At 72.0% G+C, this 20,157-nt stretch carries 14 protein-coding genes; 12 read left to right on the plus strand and 2 right to left on the minus strand.

All coding sequences use genetic code 11. From position 1 onward, the window contains the following. Window positions 1–197: 197 nt before the first annotated feature. Window positions 198–3,386 (minus strand): glycoside hydrolase family 2 TIM barrel-domain containing protein, encoded by a 3,189-nt coding sequence (locus IEY73_RS19140; RefSeq protein WP_189080616.1) that lies wholly within the window; start codon window positions 3,384–3,386, stop codon window positions 198–200. A gap of 248 nt (window positions 3,387–3,634) precedes the next feature. Here IEY73_RS19140 and IEY73_RS19145 point away from each other — a divergent pair, with 248 nt between their 5' ends. From IEY73_RS19145 to IEY73_RS19160, 4 genes are all read left to right on the plus strand, one after another. Continuing rightward, the gene (locus tag IEY73_RS19145; RefSeq protein ID WP_229715959.1) at window positions 3,635–5,662 is read left to right on the plus strand and encodes a glycoside hydrolase family 3 protein; all 2,028 of its coding nucleotides are present in this window, start codon (window positions 3,635–3,637) and stop codon (window positions 5,660–5,662) included. Window positions 5,663–5,725: 63 nt separating this feature from the next. Next, window positions 5,726–6,130 carry a nitroreductase family deazaflavin-dependent oxidoreductase gene (locus IEY73_RS19150; protein ID WP_189080617.1) on the plus strand — a complete coding sequence of 135 codons (405 nt, stop codon included), beginning with the start codon at window positions 5,726–5,728 and terminating at the stop codon, window positions 6,128–6,130. Window positions 6,131–6,231: 101 nt separating this feature from the next. Then, window positions 6,232–7,326, plus strand: coding sequence for a DUF5919 domain-containing protein (locus IEY73_RS19155; protein WP_189080618.1), 1,095 nt, complete (start codon window positions 6,232–6,234; stop codon window positions 7,324–7,326). 69 nt (window positions 7,327–7,395) lie between these two features. Further along, the gene (locus IEY73_RS19160) at window positions 7,396–7,587 is read left to right on the plus strand and encodes a PIN domain-containing protein (RefSeq protein ID WP_189080619.1); all 192 of its coding nucleotides are present in this window, start codon (window positions 7,396–7,398) and stop codon (window positions 7,585–7,587) included. Between the two features lie 50 nt (window positions 7,588–7,637). On the opposite strand, the gene IEY73_RS19165 is transcribed toward IEY73_RS19160, so the two are convergent. Beyond that, entirely contained in the window at window positions 7,638–8,648 is a 1,011-nt protein-coding gene (locus tag IEY73_RS19165; RefSeq protein ID WP_189080620.1) for an acetylxylan esterase, read from the minus strand. Between the two features lie 146 nt (window positions 8,649–8,794). Here IEY73_RS19165 and IEY73_RS19170 point away from each other — a divergent pair, with 146 nt between their 5' ends. From IEY73_RS19170 to IEY73_RS19205, 8 genes are read left to right on the plus strand one after another with little or no spacing between them, the layout of a single operon-like run. Next, the gene (locus IEY73_RS19170; RefSeq protein WP_189080621.1) at window positions 8,795–9,787 is read left to right on the plus strand and encodes an ABC transporter permease; all 993 of its coding nucleotides are present in this window, start codon (window positions 8,795–8,797) and stop codon (window positions 9,785–9,787) included. After that, entirely contained in the window at window positions 9,784–10,692 is a 909-nt protein-coding gene (locus tag IEY73_RS19175) for a carbohydrate ABC transporter permease (RefSeq protein ID WP_229715960.1), read from the plus strand. Before IEY73_RS19170 ends, IEY73_RS19175 begins: the two co-directional genes overlap by 4 nt. Window positions 10,693–10,740: 48 nt before the next feature. Next, entirely contained in the window at window positions 10,741–12,363 is a 1,623-nt protein-coding gene (locus IEY73_RS19180; protein ID WP_189080623.1) for an ABC transporter substrate-binding protein, read from the plus strand. A gap of 16 nt (window positions 12,364–12,379) precedes the next feature. Then, window positions 12,380–13,984, plus strand: coding sequence for a GH39 family glycosyl hydrolase (locus tag IEY73_RS19185; RefSeq protein WP_189080624.1), 1,605 nt, complete (start codon window positions 12,380–12,382; stop codon window positions 13,982–13,984). Beyond that, window positions 13,981–14,667 (plus strand): DUF624 domain-containing protein, encoded by a 687-nt coding sequence (locus tag IEY73_RS19190; protein WP_229715961.1) that lies wholly within the window; start codon window positions 13,981–13,983, stop codon window positions 14,665–14,667. The genes IEY73_RS19185 and IEY73_RS19190 overlap by 4 nt, the downstream gene beginning before the upstream one ends. Next, the gene (locus IEY73_RS19195; RefSeq protein WP_189080625.1) at window positions 14,664–16,808 is read left to right on the plus strand and encodes a beta-galactosidase; all 2,145 of its coding nucleotides are present in this window, start codon (window positions 14,664–14,666) and stop codon (window positions 16,806–16,808) included. The genes IEY73_RS19190 and IEY73_RS19195 overlap by 4 nt, the downstream gene beginning before the upstream one ends. Next, window positions 16,805–18,031: a D-mannonate dehydratase ManD gene (gene manD, locus IEY73_RS19200; RefSeq protein WP_189080626.1), complete on the plus strand. Its 1,227-nt coding sequence runs from the start codon at window positions 16,805–16,807 to the stop codon at window positions 18,029–18,031. The genes IEY73_RS19195 and manD overlap by 4 nt, the downstream gene beginning before the upstream one ends. Then, the gene (locus IEY73_RS19205; RefSeq protein WP_229715962.1) at window positions 18,028–20,142 is read left to right on the plus strand and encodes an alpha-glucuronidase; all 2,115 of its coding nucleotides are present in this window, start codon (window positions 18,028–18,030) and stop codon (window positions 20,140–20,142) included. The genes manD and IEY73_RS19205 overlap by 4 nt, the downstream gene beginning before the upstream one ends. The last annotated feature ends 15 nt before the right edge of the window (window positions 20,143–20,157 follow it).

The following is a 20,157-nucleotide window of genomic DNA, read 5'->3' on the forward strand; positions in this document are numbered from 1 at the left end:
CGTGGCGTGGCGTGGCGTGGCGTGGCGTGGCGTGGCGTGGCGTGGCGTGGCGTGGCGTGGCGTGGCGTGGCGTGGCGTGGCGGTGCCGTGGCGGTGCCGTGGCGTGGTGCGGCGTGGTGCGGCGCGGGTGGGTGGGGGCGGTCGTGGGGTGGGTGGGGGCGGTCGTGGGGCTGGCGGGTGTGGTCTCCGTGGGCCGGTCAGCGGCCGGGGCGCAGCTCCGTGATGCCCAGGAAGCCCCCCGGCGTCTGCGGCGCGCTGCTCGTCATGTCCAGTCGCACCGCCGTGGTGCGGGTCGCCGGGAAGGACACCACCGTCGGCTCGTCGTCGCCGTCCGGCCAGGTCACCTCCGCGTCCGGAGCGGGCCGCCATCGCCCGCCGCCCCACGTGGACACCCGCACCCGGGCCGGCCGCGCGTGCCGGTCGTCGATGACGAACCAGGCCCGCACGCCGTCGACGGTGCGGGCGTGCGGCCACGACACGGACACCTCATCGCCGGTGCGGGCCGCGCTGATCTGCGGCAGCAGGGCGGTCGGCGGTTGCTCGTACGCGTCGGACCAGGCGGTGCCGTCATCGCCGTCGGTCATCGCGGCCGGCGGGGTGTCCTCGGCGCCCGCGAAGCTCGCGTCCGCCCGTAGCCCGTCCACGCCCGGCGGCGTCGCGGCCACCGGTGTGGTGGGCGCGCCCGGCGCGTACCGGCTCACCGGCACCGGACCCTGACCTCCGGCGGACCGCGCGGGCATGACCGCCAGCACGGTGCGCCCGGTCCGCAGCCCGTCGGCGCGTGCCGTCACCACCATGGTGCCCGGCCCGTCCGGGGTCACCATGGCCAGCGCCTTGCCGTGGAAGGCGGTGCGGTACGGCGCCTTGCTGCTCTCCGCGCTCTCCTGCCGCCCGTTGTCCACACCCGCCACGCGTCCACCGAGCACGGAGAAGCGCACCAGGTGGTCGGCGTCCGGCACGACGACACCGTGCCGGTCCACCACGTCGGCGGTGACGAAGGCCAGCGACCGGCCGTCGGCGCGCACCACGCGGCGATCGGTGCTCAGCCGCACCGCCGCGGGCGCTCCGGCCGTACGCACCTCGTCGCGGGCCACCTCGTGGCCGTCGCGCCGGGCGACCGCGACCAGGCGGCCCGGAGCGTACGGCACCGTCCAGGTCAGGTGGAGACGGCCGGCGGTGCCGTCGCTGCCGGTGTAGCTGCCCGGGTACGGCCCGTCGGTGACGGTCTTGTCGTCCCCGGTCGGCTCGGTGGTCTCCAGATAGGCCCGGCCGCCGGCGGTGCGCTTGTGGTCGAACCGGCGCACGCCGAGCGACCGGCCGTCCAGGAACAGCTCCACGGTGTCCACGTTCGCGTACGCCCACACCTGCACCGGCTCACCCGGCCGGTGACCGGTCCAGTCGCCGGGCAGCAGATGCACCATGGGCGCGCTCGTCCACTGGCTCTTGAACAGGTGGTACTGGTCCTTGGCGAAACCCGCGGTGTCCACCGCGCCGAAGAACGACGTCTTCACCGGGAACGTGCCGAACGGCGTCGGCTCGCCGATGTAGTCGATGCCCGACCACAGGAACTGTCCCAGGAACCAGGGCCGGTCCCGGTCCTTTTTCAGCGCGTACTCGCCGCTCATCGTCCACGATGCCAGGTTGTTGTCGTACGACGAGGCGGCCCGCCGGCCCGGTGCGTGGTTCTCCCCGGTGTTGAGCTGCTCCGGCTGGTCGTATTCGCCGCGCGTGGAAGTCTCCGAGGACGACTCGGACTCGAAGAAGAACGTGTCCGGGTAGCGGGCGTGCAGCGCATCCACCGATGCGGCGGTGTTGTAGTTGAGACCGACGCCGTCCAGCATCAGCAGGATCTGTTCCAGCGGCGAGCCGGGTTCGGGCATGTAGCGGTACTTGTCGGAGCCCATCACCACCGGGCGGGTGGTGTCCAGCGCGCGGACGTCGTCGATGAGCCGGCGCGCGATCGGCACCGCGTCGGGCTGCCAGGAGTTGGGGATCTCGTTGCCGATCGACCACATGATGACGGCGGGGGAGTTGCGCGCGGCGCGGACCATCTCGGCCAGGTCGGCGTCGCCGTCGGCGGGGAAGAAGCGGGCGTAGTCGTACGGCGTCTTGCCGACGTTCCACACGTCGAACGCCTCGACCATGAGCACGATGCCGAGCTGTTCGCACGCCTGGATCAGTTCCGGCGCGGGCGGGTTGTGCGAGGTGCGCAGCGCGTTCACGCCCATGCCCCGCATGATCCGCAGTTGCCTCAGGATCGCGTCCCGGTTCACCGCGGCGCCCAGCGCGCCCAGGTCGTGGTGCAGGTTGACGCCCTGCAGCTTGCGTTGGCGCCCGTTCAGGAAGAAGCCCTGCCGCGGGTCGAAGCGGGTGGTGCGGAAACCGGCCCGGGACACGTACGTGTCGACCACCCGGGTGCCGACGCGTACCTGCGTGGTCACGCCGTAGGTGTACGGGTCGTCGACGTCCCAGAGGTGCGGCCGCCCGATGCGCACGTCGAGGGTGGCGTTCCCGGTCCGGGTGGTCGCCGACGACGCCCCGACGACGCGCCCGCGCGCGTCGCGCAGGGTGGAGGTGACCCGCACCGGAGTGCCGTCGGCGCCGTCCAGTGCGGTGCTGACCCGGGCGACGCCGTGCGCGACGTCCGGGGTGGTGACCGCCATGCCGTCGCGCCGCACACGCACCGCGCCGGTGGCCACCAGCCGCACGTTGCGGTAGATCCCGCTGCCGGAGTACCACCGGCTGCTGGGCACCTGGTTGCGGACCTTGACCGCGAGCACGTCGGCGGTGTGCCCGTCGGTGTGCGCCCCCGGCAGGTCGACGCTGAATCCGGTGTAGCCGTAGTGGTGGGCGCCGACCCGGCGGCCGTTGAAATACACCTGCGAATCCATGTAGACGCCGTCGAATTCGACGCTGATCCGCCGGCCGGCCAGCGAGCGCGGAAGCACCAGGGCGCGCCGGTACCATCCCAGCCCGCCGGGGTAGAAGCCGGTGCCGGCGGTGGTGGTGGCGCCCGCCACCGGGTTGAGCTCGATGCTCCAGTCGTGCGGCACGGTGACCGCGCGCCAGCCGGAGTCGTCGTATCCGGGGTCCGCCGCACTGGCGTCCGGGTCGTCCGCGCCGGTGGTGTTCGCGAGGGCGAAGCGCCAGCCGCCGTCCAGGTCCCAGGTGCCGCCCTCGTGGTGCGCCACGGCGACGTCCGTGCCGGTCAGCGCCGCCGGAGGACGGCCGTGCGCGGCGCCGACCGGCGTGGACGCCGCGGAGGGACCGGTGGGCGCGGCCGCCGCGGCCGGGCCGGTGCCCGGTGCGCCGGCCGCGACGAGCGCGGTCACCAGCAGGGCGGCCACCGCTGGCCGCGCCACGATCACGTCTCCGGTTGCGCTCATCGTCCACCCCGCTCACGGCGCGAACCCCGCCGGAGCGGGCCGCGCCGCGGGGTGCCCGGCATTGCCTGACGGGTGCGAATTTACGGGTGAGGCGCGTTGTTTTCAATGCCGGAAATCCGCCTCAAGGCGCATTTCACGGCGGTAAACAGCCAACGTCCGACGTCAATGGTTCACATTGTGCGTATAGGCGCGGGAGTCCGCGGTGGTATTGGTGTTGACGGTTCCGCCCACGTCGCGATGATGACGTTATGTCATCCAGACCTCACGTCATGTCACGGCGGCTGCGCGCCGCCGCCACGATCTCCGCGGTGGCGGTCCTGACCACCGCCGCCGCGGTGTCGCCCGCACCCCGGGCGACCGCCGCGGCGCGGGACGGCACACCCGCGCGCGGAGCCGGTGCCGGCGTGGCGCCCTACCGGGACGCCCGCCTGCCGGTCGAGCGTCGGGTCGCCGACCTGCTGCGCCGGATGAGCCTGGACGACAAGATCGGCCAGATGACGCAGGCGGAACGCGGCGCGGTGGCCGGCGATCCGAGCCTGATCGCCCAATGGCGGCTGGGATCGGTGCTGTCCGGCGGCGGCTCGGTGCCCACCCCGAACACGCCGCGGGCCTGGGCCGACATGGTCAACACGTTCCAGGCTCAGGCGCTGAGCACCCCGCTGGGCATCCCGATGATGTACGGGGTGGATGCGGTGCACGGGCACGGCAACGTCTACGGGGCCACCGTGTTCCCGCACAACGTGGGCCTGGGCGCCACCCGCGATCCGGACCTCGTCCGGCGGGTGTACGCGGCCACCGCGGCGGAGGTCCGGGCGACCGGCATTCCGTGGAACTTCGCCCCGTGCGTCTGCGTCGCCCGCGACGAGCGGTGGGGACGCGCGTACGAGAGTTTCGGCGAGGACCCGGCGCTGGTGATCCGGATGGAGAGCGCGATCGACGGGCTGCAGGGCCGCCACGGGCGGGACCTGGCCGACCCGGACCGGGTGCTGGCGACCGCGAAGCACTACGCGGGCGACGGCGACACCGAGTACGGCACCGGCTCCGGCGACTACCCGATCGATCAGGGTGTCACGGTGACCGACTGGGCGCGGTTCGCGATGCTGGACCTGTCGCCGTACCTGGCGGCGGTCCGCGCGCACGACGTGGGCAGCGTGATGCCGTCGTTCTCCAGCGTGGACTTCACCGGCGACGGCGTCGGTAACCCGGTGAAGATGCATGCCAACCGCACGCTCATCACCGGCGTGCTGAAGCGGGGCATGCGGTTCGACGGCTTCGTGATCAGCGACTGGGAGGGCATCCACCAGATTCCCGACCCGGACGCGCCGCCGGACGAGCCCCGGCCCACCGCCGGCCAGGTGCGCGCGGGCGTCAACGCGGGCATCGACATGTTCATGGAACCCGGCACCGCGCCGCGGTTCGAGCAGTTGCTCAAGGCCGAAGTGGTGGCCGGCCGGGTCAGCCGGGCGCGCATCGACGACGCGGTCCGCCGGATCCTGCGCGCGAAGTTCCGGCTCGGCCTCTTCGAGCACCCGTACGCGCCGCCCGGGCGCACCGGCATCGTGGGCGGCGCGGCGCACCGGCGGGTGGCTCGTGAGGCGGTGGCAAAGTCGCAGGTGCTGCTGAAGAACGCCGGCGGGCTGCTCCCGCTGGCCCGCGACGCGCGCCTGTACGTGGCCGGGCGCAACGCCGACGACATCGGCAACCAGGCCGGCGGCTGGACCCTCGACTGGCAGGGCCGGTCCGGGGACAGCATCCCCGGCACCACGATCCTGGAAGGTCTGCGCGAGGTGGCGCCCCGCGCGCACATCACGTACAGCGCGGACGCCTCCGCTCCGACCGACGGCGCCGACGTCGGCGTGGTGGTGGTCGGCGAGACGCCGTACGCGGAAGGCTTCGGCGACGTCGGCGGGCCGGTGTGCTCCTGGTGCACGCCGCCGCAGGCCGAGCCGAAGTCGATGGACCTGCAGCCGGGCGACCGCGCGGTGGTGCGCAAGGTGTGCGCCGAGCTCCCGCGGTGTGCGGTCCTGGTGGTGTCCGGCCGGCCGCAGGTGATCACCGACCAGCTCGGTGACATCGACGCGCTTGTCGCCTCGTGGCTGCCCGGCAGCGAGGGGGCGGGCGTGGCGGACGTGCTGTTCGGTCGGACGGCCTTCACCGCAAGGCTGCCGGTGAGCTGGCCGCGCGACGCGGCGCAGGAGCCGATCAACGTCGGCGACCGCAACTACCGGCCGCTCTTCCCGTACGGGTGGGGGCTACGCACCCGCGCCACCCACTAGCCGTGTTCCGGTGGATGCCGTCGTGGCATAATTCATCGAACGTTGAGTTCGAAGGAGGTCACGATGGCCCACCGGTTCCGGCGCGGCGCGCTGTGGACGCTCAAGCACACCCTGAACCGCCTCACCTCACGCGCGGCGCGCGCCGGCCGCGGGCCGTTCTCGCTGGTGCGGCACACCGGGCGCAAGACCGGCAAGACGTACGAGACGCCGCTGATCCTGGCCCGGCACGGCCGTGACTTCGTCGCCGAGCTGACGTACGGCCCGGAGGTCTCCTGGTATCGCAACGTCGTGGCGGCCGGACGCTGCGTCGTGGTGTACGGCGGCGCCGAGTACCAGATCGACGGGATCGAGCCGTTCGGCACGGCGGAGGGGCTCCAGGCGTTCGGCAATCCGGCGGCCCTCGTGCTGCGCGCGCTGCGGCGCCGCGAGTTCCGCCTGCTGCACACCGCGCCGGGCGCTGCGGTGTGACAAAAGGTTCACTGTGGACCGTCACGCCGCTTGTGTGATCTCGCCGTCATCGGAGACCATGATCCTCGGGCGGGAGGGGGCCGGCGGTGTATCAGTGGCGCATGCGCAACGGTCTCCGGCGACGGCTCCGCACTCTCGTCATCGGCGGCCTGCTGTCCACCGTGTCGGCCGGGATGCTCGTCGCCGCGTGGTCGACCGGTGGCTTCACCAGTGACCTGCTGCTCAACCTCGGCTCCAGCCTCGCGCTCGCGGCGGTCTCCTATCTGATCTTCGACCCGATCTTCGACGACGCCCGGCGCGCTCGCGTTCAGGAGCACGACCGCTTCGACCGGGCGACCTTCATCGATCGGATGCGCGAGACCCATCACCAGATCCGGATTCTGGACACCTGGACCCTTCTGCTGGACGGTCGCGCCCGCGGCCGCACCGAGCAGGCCATGCGGGAGGCCCTGGAGCAGGGGGCCACCATCCGCGTGTTGCTGCTCGACCCGGATTCGGCCGCCGCTCGTCAACGGGCGGAAGAGCTCGAACGGCGGCAGATCGACGTCGCCGCGCAGATCCGGGACAACCTGCGTCACCTGCAGGAGTTCCGCGCGGGCCTGGCCACCGGGCAGCGGTCCCGGCTCCGGATCTGCGTGTACGACGCGTCACCGTCCATTCAGCTCTACCAGTGGGACGGGCGCGCGCTGATCTCGTTCTTCCCGATCGGCAAGGTGTCCTTCGACGTCCCCCAGTTGGAGGTCGACATGGCCAGCCCGTGGGGCCAGTTCGTGGACCGGCGTTTCGACGAGTTGTGGGACCATCGCGACCACATCCGGACCCTGGACCGGTACTGGCAGCTCGACGTCACGCTGACGGACGGCGAGAAGCGTCTGGGCACGAGCGCGGTGCCGTACGTGAACGCCGACGATCAGGTCTACGTCGACGGCGCTGGTCATCTTGCCCATCAGCTCGCCCACCAGGCGACGCAGCACGTGCGGGAAGGACAGCAGGCGAGCGTGGCCGCGCTCGGTGCGCTGGCTGCCTGGCCGCCGCGCCGCGCGGGACAGCAGACGTGCGCCTTCCACCTGGTCCACCTCGACGACGACGCCCCCGGTCTGGCGGAGATCCTGGCCCTGTTCGACAGCAAGTACGGCGGCTACCCCGCCACGGGCGACACGGAAGTCTTCCTGCTCCGCCTGGTGCCCGCCGAATAAGGTGGCAACAATTTTGCGAGGCCGGCGATCCTGCCGGAGGCGAGGGCGCTCCTGCTGGCCTTTGACTACGTGAGCATCGATGACGAGATCATCAACGCTGCGATGAACGAGCCGGACCGGATGCTGTGTTTGCTCGACGCCATCCATCTGGCGACCGCGCGGGTGCTCGGGCCGGATCTGGAAGGCATGGCAACCTACGACGATCGGCTCGCGACGGCGGCTAAGGATGCCGGGATCGCCGTGCTCGACCCGCGGGACTGAGCGAACCTGCTCGTCCACGATGAGTGCCATCGCCTGTGTCGTGTTCCGGCTCAGCCGGGGCGCATGGCGGGGTCGAGGTGCTTCGCCAGCCATCGCAACTGGCGCGGCACGTGGAAGGCCCCGCCCGCCTCGTGGCCGTTGTAGGGGTACACCTCCACCGTGGTGTCCGGCCTCCTCGGGTGGAGGCGGCCGTAGTGGTTGTAGGCGGCGAACACCGTGCTCGGCGGGCACGTGGTGTCGCGCAGCCCCAGGCCCAGATGCAGCGGCGCGCGCGCCCGCCGGGCGAAGTGCACACCATCCACGTAAGACAGCGTGCGCAGGATCCGGTCGGTGTCCGCGCGCCGCAGGGACAGATAGTGCGCGATCGTGCGGTACGGGTCCGCGTCGCTGATGTCCAGCGCCCGCGTGATGTGGCACAGGAACGGGGCGGTGACGACCGCCGCCGCGAGGTCCGGCACCAGCCCGGCCACCGCCAGCGCGAGCCCGCCGCCCTGGCTGTTGCCGGCCGCGGCGGTGCGCTCCGGATCCACGCCGGGCAGCGTGCGGGCTGCCTGCACGGCGCGCACCGCGTCGGTGATGAGCCGCCGGTAGTAGTAGTCGTCCGGCGCCAGGATGCCGCGGGTGACCGGGCCGGGGCCGCCGAGGGCGTCGTGCCGGGGGTCCGGGGTGTCGCCGCCGTCGCCGTAGTGCCCGTCCTGCCCGCGGGTGTCCATGAGCAGATGTGCGTACCCGGCCGTGGGCCAGGTGAGCCGCTCGTGCGGGAGGCCGCGACCGCGGCCGTAGCCGGGGAACTCCACCACGACGGGCAGCGGCTCGTCCGGTTCGGCGTGCGCCGGGCGGGTGAACCAGGCGCGCACCGGGTCCCCGCCGAAACCCGCGAAGGTGACGTCCCATGTGCGCACCAGGCGCAGCCCGCAATCGTGCGCCTCGGCGGAGAGCACCGCCGGGTCGCGATCGGACTCGCCCCGGGTGCGTCGCCAGAACTCGTCGAAGTCCGGTGGCTCGCTCACCTCGGGGGTGTAACCGGTGAGCTCGTGCAGGGGCAGGTCGAAGACGGCCACGGAGGCTCCTTGACATCCACGAACATCTAAATCTAGATTACCGGAAGCGTAACGAGAATTTACACATCCAAAACCGAAACTTCCGGCTGCGCATTGACCGGTTCGTGCCGTCCCGGCGCCGTCCGGCCGGACCAGGAGGGGTCGGGATGAGCGCACCGGTGACGTCCGATCCGCCCGCTGCGGCGCCCGAGGCGGGCCAGGCGCTCGCCCGCGCGGCGCGGCCCGCACCGGTGCGCCGGCGCACCTGGCGGCAGGCGTTTCGCCGGGACTGGCAGCTCTATTCGCTGGCCGTGCTGCCGCTGGTGTTCTTCGTCGTCTTCCGCTATCTGCCGATGGCCGGCAACGTCATCGCGTTCCGCCGCTTCCAGCCCGGCGGCAGCATCTTCGGCGACCAGTGGGTGGGGCTGCGCTACGTGCGGCTGTTCCTGCACGATCCGACGTTCTGGAAGGTGTTCGGCAACACCCTGACACTGGGTGTGCTGTCGCTGCTGGTCTGCTTTCCGCTGCCGATCGTGCTGGCGTTGCTGCTTAACGAGATGCGCCGGCGGAGGCTGAAGCGGTTCGTGCAGTCGGTGTCCTACCTGCCGCACTTCCTGTCCATCGTGGTGGTGGCCGGCTTCATCCTGCAGATCACCGCCGTGGACGGCACGGTCAACCAGGTCCTCAAGGGCCTCGGCCACGCGCCGATCACCTTCATCCAGCAGCCGGAATGGTTCCGGGCGATCTATGTCTCGTCCGAGGCGTGGCAGACGGTGGGCTGGGGATCCATCCTCTACCTGGCCGCGCTGACCACCATCGACTCCGACCTCTATGAGGCCGCACGGATCGACGGGGCCAGCCGGTGGCGGCAGACCTGGCACGTCACCCTGCCCGGCATCCGCCCCACGATGATCACGCTGTTGATCCTCAACATCGGCACCTTCATGGCGGTGGGCTTCGAGAAGATCCTGCTCATCTACAACCCGCTCACCTATCCGACCGCCGACGTGATCTCCACGTACGTCTACCGCATGGGCGTGGTGTCCAACAGCTTCAGCTACGCGGCGGCGATCGGGTTGTTCGAAGCGATCATCGGCCTGGTGCTGGTGTTCACCGCCAATCAGATCTCCCGGCGCGCGGTGGGGACGAGCCTGTGGTGACCGTGCGGACCCGGTCCTGGTCCCGGCCCCGGTCGATCGCCGATGCCGAGCGTGGGCGCGTCTTCCCGGTCGTCAACGCGGTGCTGCTCAGCATCGTCGTGCTGGTCACGGTGTACCCGTTCGCCACCATCGTGGCCCGGTCGTTCAGCGGCGAGGGGGAGATCCGGTCCGGTCAGGTCAGCGTCATCCCGCGCGGCTTCAACCTGACCACGTACAAGCTGGTGATGTCCGACGCGACGTTCTGGGTGAACTACCGCAACACCGTGGTCTACACGGTCACCGCCACCGTCGTCGCCATGGTGCTCACCACCTGCTACGCGTACGTGCTGTCCAAGAAGAACCTCAAGGGCCGCGGCGCGCTGATCGGGATCGCGGTCTTCACCATGTTCTTCACCGGCGGCCTGATCCCGAACTATGTGCTGGTCACCAGCCTGGGACTGAAGAACTCGGTGTGGGCGATCGCGCTGCCCAACGCCATCAACGTTTTCAACCTGCTGGTGATGAAGGCGTTCTTCGAGAGCCTGCCCGGCGACCTGGAGGAGGCCGCGGCGGTCGACGGCCTGAGCACGTACGGGATCCTGCTGCGCATCGTGCTGCCGCTGTCCAAGGCGGTGATCGCGACGATGGTGCTGTTCTACTCGGTGACCTTCTGGAACTCGTGGTTCAGCGCCTTCCTCTACATGGATCGTGTCGACCTGTTCCCGGTCACCGTCTACCTGCGCAACCTCATCGCCGGCGCGGCCACCGCCACCTCGGTGGGCAGCAGTAAGGACAGTCTCGCCCAGACCGCGGCCAACATCCAGGCCGTGACGATGGTGCTGACGGTGCTGCCGATCATGCTCGTCTACCCGTTCATCCAGCGCTACTTCGTCTCCGGCGTGATGCTCGGCGCGGTCAAGGGATGACCCGCCGCCCCCACGCTCGACTCCCTCCCCACCGAAAGGATGCTCCCGATGCTCCCGATGACCCGGCGCAGAGTCCTGCTCACGGCGGGCGCGGCGACCGCCGCCCTGGCCGCCGCCGGTTGTGACGGCGGCGACGACTCGGCCACGACCGAGGACCTGTCCGGCAACCGGACGGGCGCGATGCCGGACTTCAAGGCCGGCACCCAGTTCACCGCCACCACGCCGCTGACCTTCAGCATCCTCTACAGCAACCACGCCGACTACCCGTTGAACAAGGACTGGCTGTTCTGGAAGGAGCTGACCAAGCGCACCAACGTCACCCTCACGACGGTGGCGGTGCCGAGGAGCGATTACGAGCAGAAGCGCAGCCTGCTGATCGGCGCCGGCGACGCGCCCACGATCATCCCGAAGACGTACCGGGATCAGGAGATCCCGTTCGTCTCGTCCGGCGCGATCCTCGCGGTCAGCGACTATCTCGACCTGATGCCGAACTTCACCACGAAGATCGCCAAATGGAACCTCGGCGCGGACCTGGACACCATCCGCCGCACCGACGGCAAGTTCTACGTGCTCCCCGGCGTGCACGAGGAGGTCTGGACCGACTACTCGGTGGCGATGCGCACCGACGTGCTGGACAAGCTGCGCGAGCCGGTGCCGCGGACGTGGGACGACGTGCACGACGCGCTGGCGGCGATGAAGAGCGCGTACCCGGCCACCATCCCGTTCTCCGACCGGTTCGGCATCCCCACGCCGGGCGGCTGCCTGCTGTCGGTCATCTCGGCCGCCTACAACACCGCCGCCGGCTGGGACTATCAGAACGCCTACTGGCGCCCGGCGCAGAAGAAGTTCGTGTTCACCGGCGCCATGGACGAATACCGGAACATGCTGCAGTTCCTGAACACGCTGGTGCGTGCGGGCCTGATGGATCGGGAGGGCTTCACCCAGGAGGACGACGCCGCGATCCAGAAGCTGGCCACCGAGAAGTCCTTCGCGATCTGCGCGAACGCGCAGAGCATCGTCAACGACTACCGGCCCGCCCTGGCCAAGACCCACCCCGAGGCGAAGGTCGCGAAGATTCCGCAGCCGGCCGGGCCGGCCGGCAACGTGCGGCGCGGCGGCCGGCTGGAGAACGGCGTCATGATCTCCAGCAAGGCGCGGCAGAGCAAGGACTTCGTGGCGATGATGCAGTTCATCGACTGGCTCTGGTACTCCGACGAGGGCGAGGAGTTCGCCCGCTGGGGCGTGCCCGGCGTGACGTACACCAAGACCCCCGCCGGTGAGTACCGGTACCTCAACGGGCTGGACGGCACGCTGCCGCTGCAACAGAAGTACGGGTTCTTCAACGGCGTGTTCGCCTACGGCGGCAGCACTCAACTGCTGGAGTCGATGTTCTCCGAGGAGGAGAAGGAGTTCCAGAAGGCGGTGAACGCCAAGACCACCCTGCCGCTGGCCCCGCCGCATCCGCTCACCGATGAGGAGCAGGAACGCGCCACGCTGTGGGAGACGCCGCTGAAGGACTTCGTCGCCGCGGCCTCCCTGCAGTTCATCCTCGGCCAGCGCGACTTCGCCCAGTGGGACGCCTACCTCCAGGAGCTGGAGACCAAGAACATGAGCGCCTACATCGACCTGATCAACGAGGCCTATCAGCGGTACGCGAAGGACCACGGCTGAGCGGGAGGACGAGCACGTGACACGCACCGTCGTCGGCGACGCGGCGATCGCCCGGCTGACCCCCGCGTGGCGCGCCTGCGTCGGCACCGGACGGTTCGACCTCGCGCTGCGCCGCGACTACCAGGACTCGCTGGCCGTGGCGCAGCGCGACATCGGCTTCCGGCACCTGCGCGGGCACGGCCTGCTCAGCGACGGCACGGGCGTGCACCGCCGGTACGCCTACCACGACGCGGACCACGTGCGGTACGCGTTCACGTACGTCGATCAGGTCGTCGACGCGTACCTGGAACGCGGCATCCGCCCGTTCGTCGAGCTGGGGTTCATGCCCACCGAGATGGCCTCCGGCGACGCCACGGTGTTCTGGTGGCGGGGCAACATCACCCCGCCCGGATCGTGGCGGGAATGGGCGGACCTGGTCCGCTCGACCGTCGCCCACCTAGTCGATCGGTACGGGATCGCCGAGGTGCGCGGCTGGCCGATCGAGGTGTGGAACGAGCCGGACCTGCCGTTCTTCTGGCAGGGCGCGGACCAGGACGGATACCACCGGCTGTACGAGGTGGCCGCGCACGCGGTCAAGGAGGTCGACGCCACGCTGCAGGTCGGCGGTCCGGCGCTGTCCCCGGCCGGGGACGACTGGCTGCCCCGCTTCGCCGACTTCGCCGCCGCCCGTGACGTGCCGGTGGACTTCGTGAGCAAACACGCCTACACCTCCAAGCCCGCCCGGCACGTGCCGTTCGGCACCCGGCAGCGGCTGGCCCCCGCGAGCAGCCTGCTGGAACAGTTCGCCGCGCCGCGCAAGCTGCTGGCCGGCACCGCGCTGGCCGGGGTGCCGGTGCACATCACCGAGTTCAACTCGTCGTACCGGCCGGACAACCCGATCCACGACACCGCCTGGCACGCGGCCTACCTGGCCCCGGTGCTGGCCGCCGGCGGCGAGCACGTGGATTCCTTCTCCTACTGGACGTTCTGCGACGTCTTCGAGGAGGTGGGGGTGCCGACCGCGCTGTTCCACGGCGGTTTCGGCCTGCTGGCACACCGGCAGATCAAGAAACCCACCTATCACCTGTACGCGTTCCTGGCCCGCCTCGGCGACGAGATCCTGGCCCGCGCCGACGACCACCTGGTGACCCGCGACGGCGACCGGCTCGCCGTGCTGGCGTGGCACCCGGTCAGCACCGACGGGTTCACGCCGGCGGACCGGCGGCACACGCTCGCCCTGTCCCTGCCCGCCGGCCCGGCGACGGCCATGTACGTGCGCCGGGCCACGGTGAACGACGAGTGCGGCAACGCGTGGACCGCCTGGCGGGAGATGGGCAGCCCGGCGTCGCCCCGCCCGGCCCAGGTGGACGCTCTGCGGGAGGCCGCCGAGCCGGTCCGCGGCCACGCCCGCGCGCCGGTCGCCCACGGCCGCGTGGTGCTGGACCTGGTGCTGGCCGCGCACGAAGTGACCCTGGTGGAGCTGACCCCGGTCGCCGACGAGACGCCGCCGTGGTGGGACGACCGCGAGCTGCTCGGCGCCGACGGTGACGGCGGCGCGGTCCCCGGCGGTGCGGTCCCGGGCGGCGCGGTCCCCGGCGGCGCGGACGAGCGCGGCGGCAGCGGTACGGAGGTGAGCGGATGAGCCGGATGCCGCCGGCCGATCAGCGGTTCGGCACCGGTCCGCTGGCCCGCGCCGCCGCGCTGGTCTACACCCTGCTCACCGTCGAGGCGTGCGTGCTGCTCGCCACCGCACCGGGCCTGGCCGGGCTGACCCTGCTCGGGCCCGGCCCCGGCAATCTCCCGCTGGCCGCGCTGTGCGCGCTGCCCGCCGGGCCGGCGCTGGCCGCCGCGGTGTATGCGATGGACCGGCGCCGCCCGGATCTGACCGACCTGCACCCGGCGGCGGCGTTCCGGCGGGGCTACCGGGCCTGCTGGCGGCCGGCCACCCTGGTGTGGGCGGCGGTGCTGGTGTGGCTGACCGTGCTGTCGGTCAACCTCGCGCTGCTGCCGGCGGTGCTGCCCGGCTGGTGGGCGCTGCCGCTGGCGGCCGTCGCGCTGGTGGTCGCGCTGTGCGGGCTGAACGCCCTGGTCGTGGTGGCGCTGTTCGCGTTCCGGTTGCGCGACGTGGGCCGCCTCGCGTGGTGGTCGCTGGGCCACGCGCCGGCCACCACCGCGGGCAACACCGGGCTGCTGGCCGTCGCCCTGTGCGTCACGCTCGCCTGGTCCGAGGCGGCCCTGCTGGCGATGGCGTCCGTCTTCGCGTGGGCGTTGCGCGTCACCGCGGCCCCGATGATCGCCGCGATCCGGACGGACTTCACCCGATGAGCCTGCCGGTGACCGGAAAGATCCCGTTCGGCGGCGATCACAACCCGGAGCAGTGGCCGGAGCACGTCTGGGACGACGACGACCGGCTCCTCGCACTGGCTCATGTGGACACCGTCACGCTCGGCGTGTTCGCCTGGTCGCACACCCAGCCGGCCCCGGACACCTACGACTTCGCGCTGCTGGACCGGATCGTGCGCCGCGCCGCCGACCGGGGGCGGATGATCTGCCTGGCCACCGGGACCGGCGCGCTGCCGCCGTGGCTGGCGCGGGCGCACCCGGAGGTCAACCGCACCGACTTCGAGGGCCGGGCGCACCGGTACGGGCAGCGGCACAACGCCTGCCCCAGCTCGCCGGTGTTCCGGCGGCTGTCCGCGGAACTGGCCCGCCGGGTCGCCCGGCGGTACGCGCGACACCCCGGGCTGGTGGCCTGGCATGTGGGTAACGAGTACGGCGGCGCGTGCTACTGCGACAGGTGCGCCGCCGGTTTCCGGGTGTGGCTGCGCGATCGGTACACCACGCTCAAGGAACTCAACGACGCCTGGAACACCATGTTCTGGGCGCACGTCTTCACCGGCTGGGACGAGATCGAGCCGCCGTCCGCGCTCACCGAGCACTGGCGCGGCCCGGACCACACCGCGTTCCAGGGCATCACGCTGGACTACCTGCGCTTCATGTCCGAGGCGATGCGGGACAACTTCCGGGCCGAGAAGGCGGCGATCCGCGAGTCCGACCCGGACACCCCGGTCACCACCAACTTCATGGGGTTGTACCGGCCGATCGACTACCACCGGTGGGCGGCCGACCTGGACTTCGCGTCCTGGGACAACTATCCGCCGGACGACTCAGCGCCGCCCGGTGACTCAGCGCCGCCCGGTGACTCAGCGCCGCCCGGCGACGAGGGGCGGGCCGGTGACGAGGGGCGGGCCGGCGGAGGTCCGCCGGACGACGCCGTGCCCGCCGGGATGGCGCTCGGCCACGACCTGATCCGCGGCCTCAAGCAGGGACAGCCGTTCTGGCTGATGGAGCAGACGCCGAGCGTCACCGCCTGCCGGGACGTCAACCCGCTCAAGCCTCCCGGCGTGATGCGGCTGTGGAGCTGGCAGGCCGTCGCGCACGGCGCCGACGCGGTGCTGTTCTTCCAGATGCGCGCCTCGCGCGGGGCCTGCGAGAAATACCACGGCGCGGTCATCGGGCACGCCGCACGCGCGGACACCCGGGTGTTCCGGGAGGTCGCCGCGCTCGGCGCGGAGCTGCGCCGGTTCGGCGACGCGGCGCTGGGCGCGCGCACCCCGGCGCGGGTGGCGCTGCTGTTCGACTGGGAGAGCTGGTGGGCGCTGGAGATCTCCGACGGCCCGTCGCGGCTGCTGAAATACCGCGACCTGGTGGGCGCCTACCATCGCGCGGTGTGGCGCTGCGGCGCGGACGTCGACGTCGTGCCGGTCACCGCCGACCTGTCCGGGTACGACGTGGTGCTGGCGCCCGGCCTGCACATGGTCAAGGGCGACCTGGCGGCCCGGCTGGAACGGGTGGCCGAACGCGGCGGTTCGGTGCTCACCACGGTGCTGTCCGGTCGGGTGGACGAGGCCGACAACGCGTTCCCGGCCGACGTGCCCGGCCCGCTCGCCCGGCTCACCGGGATCCGGGTGGACGAGTGGGACGCCCGAGCGTCCGGCGTGGTCAACCCGGTGACCCTGGCCGCCGGCGCGGACACCCGGGAATCCGGCGCGTCGCTGGTCTTCGAACTCGTCCTGCCGGACACCGCGGAGACGGTCGGCACCTACCGCTCCGACTTCTACGCCGGCACCGCGGCGGTCACCCGCAACCGGTTCGGCGCCGGCCACGGCTGGTACGTGGGCACCGTCCTGGACGCCGAGGGTGTCGGCTGGGTGGTCCGGCGCCTGCTGCGCCGCCACGGGCTCGTCGGCCCGTACGCCGATGTGCCGGGGTGCGAGACTGCAGTGCGGGTGCGGCCCGACGGGACCCGGCTGACGTTCCTGCTCAACCACACCGGCCGGCCGGTCGAGGTGCGCGCGCACGCGAGCGCGACGGACCTGCTGACCGGCAGGCGGACCGAGGCCGGGCAACCGGTCGGCGTCGGCGCCCGCGACGTGCTCGTGCTGCGAGAGGAACCAAGACAGTGATCATCGAATCGGCCGAGGTGATCGTCACCAGTCCGGGCCGCAACTTCGTGACCCTGCGGGTGGTCACCGACGACGGCCTGACCGGGCTGGGCGACGCCACCCTCAACGGCCGGGAGCTGGCCGTCGCCGCGTACCTGCGTGACCATGTCGTGCCGCTGCTCGCCGGGCGTGACGCGCACGCGATCGAGGACACCTGGCAGACGCTGTACCGCAGCGCGTACTGGCGGCGCGGCCCGGTCACCATGACCGCGCTGGCCGCCGTGGACGTGGCGCTGTGGGACCTCAAGGCGCAACGCGCCGGGCTGCCGCTCTACCAACTGCTCGGCGGCGCCAGCCGCACCGGGTTGCTGGCCTATGGTCACGCCAGCGGCCGGGACCGCAGCGAGCTGTTCGACTCCATCCGCCACCACCGGGAACGGGGGTTCGCCGCGGTGCGGATCCAGACCGCGGTGCCCGGCATCACCCGGCAGTACGGCATCGCCGCGCAGGCCGGCGCCGGCTCCCGGTACGACTACGAGCCCGCCCGCCGCACCGCGCGGCCCGCCGAGGAGGACTGGGACACCCGTGCCTACCTGCGCCACCTGCCGGGCGTGATCGAGGCGGTGCGCGCCGAGTTCGGGCCGGAGCTGCCGCTGCTGCACGACGTGCACCACCGGCTCACGCCGATCCAGGCCGCGCGGCTGGGCCGGGAGCTGGAGCCGTACGACCTGTTCTGGCTGGAGGACTGCACCCCGGCGGAGAACCAGGAGGCGCTGCGCCTGGTGCGTTCGCACACCACCACGCCGCTGGCGATCGGTGAGGTGTTCAACTCCATCGTGGACTATCAGCACCTGATCGCCGAGCAGCTCATCGACTACGTGCGCTCGTCGGTCACGCACGCCGGCGGGATCACCGGCCTGCGGCGCATCCTGGACTATGCGGGGATGTACCAGATCAAGTCCGGCATGCACGGCCCCACCGACGTCTCCCCGGTGGGCATGGCCGCCGCGCTGCATCTGGGCCTGGCGATCCACAACTTCGGCATCCAGGAGTACATGCCGCACGCGGAGGTCACCGGCGAGGTCTTCGACACGTCGTTCACCTTCGCCGACGGGTTGCTGCATCCGGGGGAGCGGCCCGGCCTGGGCGTCACCCTCGACGTCGCCGCCGCGGCGAAGTTCGCCTACGAACCCGCCTACCTTCCGCTGGCCCGGCTGCGCGACGGCACGGTGCACGACTGGTGACCGGCGACGCGCGCGGCTGGCATGCCGGGTGGCTTCCCTCGCAGGCGTGGCGGGCGATCGGCACGCGGCGGGTGTTCCTCCCCGGCCCCTCCGGCGCGGGGGCGGCAGTGGCGGCCGAGGCGGCGGGGGCGGCGGGGGCCGACCTGGTCGAGACGGTCGCCGCGGAGATCGCCGCGGCGGTCCGCACGCACGGCGGGCGGCTGGACCGCACCGGACCCGCCGGCCCCGCCGACCTGGTCCTCGCGCTCGCCGCGGCCGGACCGGGCGACGGCGTGGCCGGCTGGGACGACCTGCGCACCGAGGTCGCCGGCACGCTCGGCGCGGAGGGCTTCGCAATCACCCGGCGCGCGGCCACCCTGGTCTGCGCGGACGCGCCCGCCGGCCTGCTGCACGGGCTGTTCCACGTGCTCCGCGCGGGCGACGCCGCGTTCGGCGCGCCGTTCGGCGTGCGGCGGCACCGGCCCGCGATGCGGCGGCGGATGGTCGACCACTGGGACAACGTGGACGTGCACCCGGTGATGGGTCAGGTCGAGCGGGGTTACGCGGGCGGCTCGCTGTTCTGGACGGCCGGCGCCTTCACCGCCGATCCGGCGCGGATCCGGGCCTACGCCCGGCTGCTGGCCGCCTGCGGCGTCAACGCCGTCGCGGTGAACAACGTCAACGTGCACCCCACCGAGGCTCGCCTGCTCACCGACCGGATCGGCGAGGTCGCGGCGATCGCCGGGTGGATGCGCCCGTACGGCATCCGGGTGCACCTGTCGGTCAGCTTCGCCGCACCGCGGACCGTCGGCGCTCTGCACACCGCCGACCCGTGCGACCCGGCCGTCCGGGCATGGTGGGCGGCCGCCGCGCGGGACGTGTACGCCGCGATCCCGGACTTCGGCGGGTTCGTGGTGAAGGCCGACAGCGAGGGGCAACCCGGCCCGTTCGGCTATGGACGCGACCATGCCGACGGCGCGAACATGCTCGCCGACGCGCTGGCCCCGCACGGGGGCGTGGTGCACTGGCGGGCCTTCGTCTACAACCATCACCAGGACTGGCGCGACCGCGGCACGGACCGGGCCAAGGCGGCGCATCAGCACTTCGCACCACTCGACGGACGTTTCCGGGACACCGTGATCGTGCAGGTCAAGCACGGGCCGGTCGACTTCCAGACCCGCGAGCCGGTGTCCCCGGTGATCGCCGCCATGCCCGGCACCCGGCTGGCGGTGGAGGTGCAGGCCACCCAGGAGTACACCGGCCAGCAGCGGCATGTCTGCTACCTGGGCACGCCGTGGAGCGAGACGCTCGGCTTCGGCTGGGCCGGCGGACAGACCGTGGCCTCGGTCGCCGCGGCGGGCGGTGGCCTGGTCGCGGTGGCGAACACCGGCGCCGACGCCTTCTGGACCGGGCACCCGCTGGCGCAGGCCAACCTCTACGCGTACGGGCGGCTGGCGTGGGACCCGGCGCTGGACCCGTGTGCGGTGCTGGACGAGTGGATCACGCTGACCTTCGGCGCGGCGGCGGGGCCGGATGCCGAGCCACGGCGCACCCTGCACGCGATCATGGACGATTCGTGGCGCGGATACGAGCGGTACACCGCTCCGCTGGGCGTGGGGTTCATGGTCCGCCCCGGACACCACTACGGCCCGGACGTGGACGGGTACGAGTACACCGGCTGGGGCACCTACCACTTCGCCGACCGCGACGGGGTGGGCGTGGACCGTACCCGGGCCACCGGCACCGGCTTCACCGGGCAGTACCCGCAGCCCTGGTCGCGGATCTACGAGTCGCCGGACGAGTGCCCGGACGAGCTGTTGCTGTTCTTCCACCATGTGCCGTACGGCCATGTGCTGCGCAGCGGCACGACGGTGATCCAGCACATCTACGACAGCCACTTCGCCGGGGTGGAGCAGGTGGAGCGGATGCGCGAGCGGTGGCGGGCGCTGCCGCCGGGCGGTCTGCTGAGTGCGGCGTTGCACGCGCGGGTGAGCGAGCGGCTGGACGAGCAGGTGCGCAGCGCGCGGGAGTGGCGGGACCAGATCAACGCGTACTTCTTCCGCAAGTCGGGCGTGCCGGACGCCGACCGCCGGGCGCTGGACGGCGCCCGGCGGCCGGTCATCCCACGGTGATCGCGCCGTCCGGTG

The organism is Mangrovihabitans endophyticus (assembly GCF_014646155.1).
GTDB lineage: Bacteria > Actinomycetota > Actinomycetes > Mycobacteriales > Micromonosporaceae > Actinoplanes > Actinoplanes endophyticus.

Excerpts from the sequence above, each read along its gene's own strand:
- IEY73_RS19140 (WP_189080616.1), bottom strand. The coding sequence starts at position 3,386 with ATGAGCGCAACCGGAGACGTGATCGTGGCGCGGCCAGCGGTGGCCGCC.
- IEY73_RS19145 (WP_229715959.1), top strand. The coding sequence starts at position 3,635 with ATGTCATCCAGACCTCACGTCATGTCACGGCGGCTGCGCGCCGCCGCC.
- IEY73_RS19150 (WP_189080617.1), top strand. The coding sequence starts at position 5,726 with ATGGCCCACCGGTTCCGGCGCGGCGCGCTGTGGACGCTCAAGCACACC.
- IEY73_RS19155 (WP_189080618.1), top strand. The coding sequence starts at position 6,232 with ATGCGCAACGGTCTCCGGCGACGGCTCCGCACTCTCGTCATCGGCGGC.
- IEY73_RS19170 (WP_189080621.1), top strand. The coding sequence starts at position 8,795 with ATGAGCGCACCGGTGACGTCCGATCCGCCCGCTGCGGCGCCCGAGGCG.
- IEY73_RS19180 (WP_189080623.1), top strand. The coding sequence starts at position 10,741 with ATGCTCCCGATGACCCGGCGCAGAGTCCTGCTCACGGCGGGCGCGGCG.
- IEY73_RS19190 (WP_229715961.1), top strand. The coding sequence starts at position 13,981 with ATGAGCCGGATGCCGCCGGCCGATCAGCGGTTCGGCACCGGTCCGCTG.
- IEY73_RS19195 (WP_189080625.1), top strand. The coding sequence starts at position 14,664 with ATGAGCCTGCCGGTGACCGGAAAGATCCCGTTCGGCGGCGATCACAAC.